Below are 1,810 nucleotides of genomic sequence, written 5' to 3' on the forward strand. Positions count from 1 at the left end.
CACTTAGTTCTGACAGCAGGCCTGCGCTTACCACTCCCGCACTATTGATCAAAATGTCCAGATGCTCCCATGATTCAGTAATTTGCTTCACAGCTTTCTCCAAATCCTTTGGGTTGCTGACATCTGCCTGAATAAGCATAAAATTTGCTGAAGGGATCTCTTCTTTCAGCTTTTCTAGAGGCTTTTTTTTCCTCCCGATCACGGCAAAATCCTGTGCCCCGTGTTTCAGCAATTCATGAATTAAGGCTTTACCTATACCGGCACTTCCTCCGGTTATCAATATTTTTTTATTTTCTAAATTCATAGAACAAGTTTTTTTAAAGATAGCGTCTAAGCAAAGAAAAATAAAGGGAATTAGGGAGGTTTAGTTTTTATTTAACAGATTCATTTTTAGAGATATAGCCATTATTAACCGCCAACCTATTTTATTTTTTATTTTAAAAAAGATTGGTGACGAAGTGATCTAAGCTTTATAGGGTCTTAACTTATTACCGGTTTGGCAGTAAAATTGAAAATGTTATAATTACTTTTGAAATTGAGAGTTTCCGAAATTTCAACACCTTATTTTTAGCCAAAGTGGTTTCAGAAAAATAAGATTAGAAGCCGGTGTCCAAAAGATTTAATAAAAGAAAATTGCTTTATCTACGATATAGAAATTATGAAAAACGATGAAAATTTAAAAGTAGCATTAGCTCAAATCTCCCCGGTTTGGTTAAATAAAAGCGGCACTTTAAATAAAATAAAAGATTTTGTGATCCAAGCAGGGAAGCAGGAATGTGATCTTGTAATTTTTGGGGAAGGTTTATTACCCGGCTATCCATTCTGGTTATCGCTGGCAAACGGAGCTGAATTTAATTCGGCTGTACACAAAGAAATTCATGCGCATTATGTACGAAATTCAATTCAGGTGGAAAAAGGGGAGCTTGATGAATTGTGTGCGATCGCGAAAGAAAATAGTATAGCCATTTATCTTGGCATGATTGAAAGAGCTCATAATCGGGGAGGACATAGTCTATACTGCTCATTGGTATATATTGACAACCTTGGAAAAATTCAGTCTGTTCACCGAAAACTGCAACCTACTTATGAGGAGCGGTTAACCTGGGCTCCCGGAGATGGAAATGGACTGCAGGTACATCCTTTAAAAGACTTTAGCGTTGGTGGATTGAACTGCTGGGAAAACTGGATGCCCCTGGCAAGAACTGCTTTACAGGGCCTTGGAGAAAATCTTCACGTGGCAGTATGGCCGGGATCAGAAAATAACACGAGAGACATTACCAGATTTATTGCAAAGGAATCCAGATCATTTGTCATTTCTGTATCGGGCCTGATGAGAATTGAAGATTTTCCTAAAAACACGCCTCATCTCGAAAAAATCATAAAAAATGCACCTGATGTTTTAGCTAATGGGGGTTCCTGTATTGCCGGCCCCGATGGGGAATGGATAGTAGAGCCGATAATAGATAAGGAAGGTTTATTTGTGCATTCCTTAAATATTAACCGGGTTTTGGAAGAGCGTCAAAATTTTGACGGCGCCGGACATTACTCTCGTCCGGACATTACCCGATTAACAGTTAACCGGGAGCGACAGTCTATCATTGACCTGGAAAATGAACAGTTTTAAGGCGTCTCTGATAATCTTTAATTTTTGATGAATTTATGAATGGATAAACAGAATAAATCACCTGTAGTTATTATAGGGGCCGGTCTTTCTGGACTTGTGGCCGCTTACAGGTTGAAGAAAGCAGGAGTTGCAATTAAAATATTGGAGGCCAGAGACAGAGCGGGAGGAAGAATAAACACTGTTTTG

Annotated in this window: 3 protein-coding genes; 2 read left to right on the top strand and 1 reads right to left on the bottom strand. The window is 38.7% G+C overall.

All coding sequences use genetic code 11. The features are described 5' to 3' along the window. Positions 1 to 304: SDR family NAD(P)-dependent oxidoreductase (locus tag LB467_RS18510; RefSeq protein WP_224475637.1), on the bottom strand; the 304-nt coding region annotated here is incomplete at its 3' end. 354 nt (positions 305 to 658) lie between these two features. On the opposite strand from LB467_RS18510, the gene LB467_RS18515 reads away from it, so the two are divergent. Together LB467_RS18515 and LB467_RS18520 are read left to right on the top strand one after the other, a co-directional pair. Further along, a complete protein-coding gene (locus tag LB467_RS18515; RefSeq protein WP_224475638.1) occupies positions 659 to 1,624 on the top strand; it encodes a carbon-nitrogen hydrolase family protein in 966 nt (321 codons plus the stop codon). A gap of 39 nt (positions 1,625 to 1,663) precedes the next feature. After that, positions 1,664 to 1,810, top strand: a 147-nt coding sequence (locus tag LB467_RS18520) for an FAD-dependent oxidoreductase (protein WP_224475639.1), incomplete at its 3' end; no start/stop codon positions are given.

It is taken from the genome of Salegentibacter tibetensis (genome assembly GCF_020164485.1).
GTDB classification, from domain to species: domain Bacteria; phylum Bacteroidota; class Bacteroidia; order Flavobacteriales; family Flavobacteriaceae; genus Salegentibacter; species Salegentibacter tibetensis.

What these genes read in the sequence shown, in the direction of transcription:
- LB467_RS18515 (WP_224475638.1), top strand. Translation starts at nt 659, where the DNA reads ATGAAAAACGATGAAAATTTAAAAGTAGCATTAGCTCAAATCTCCCCG.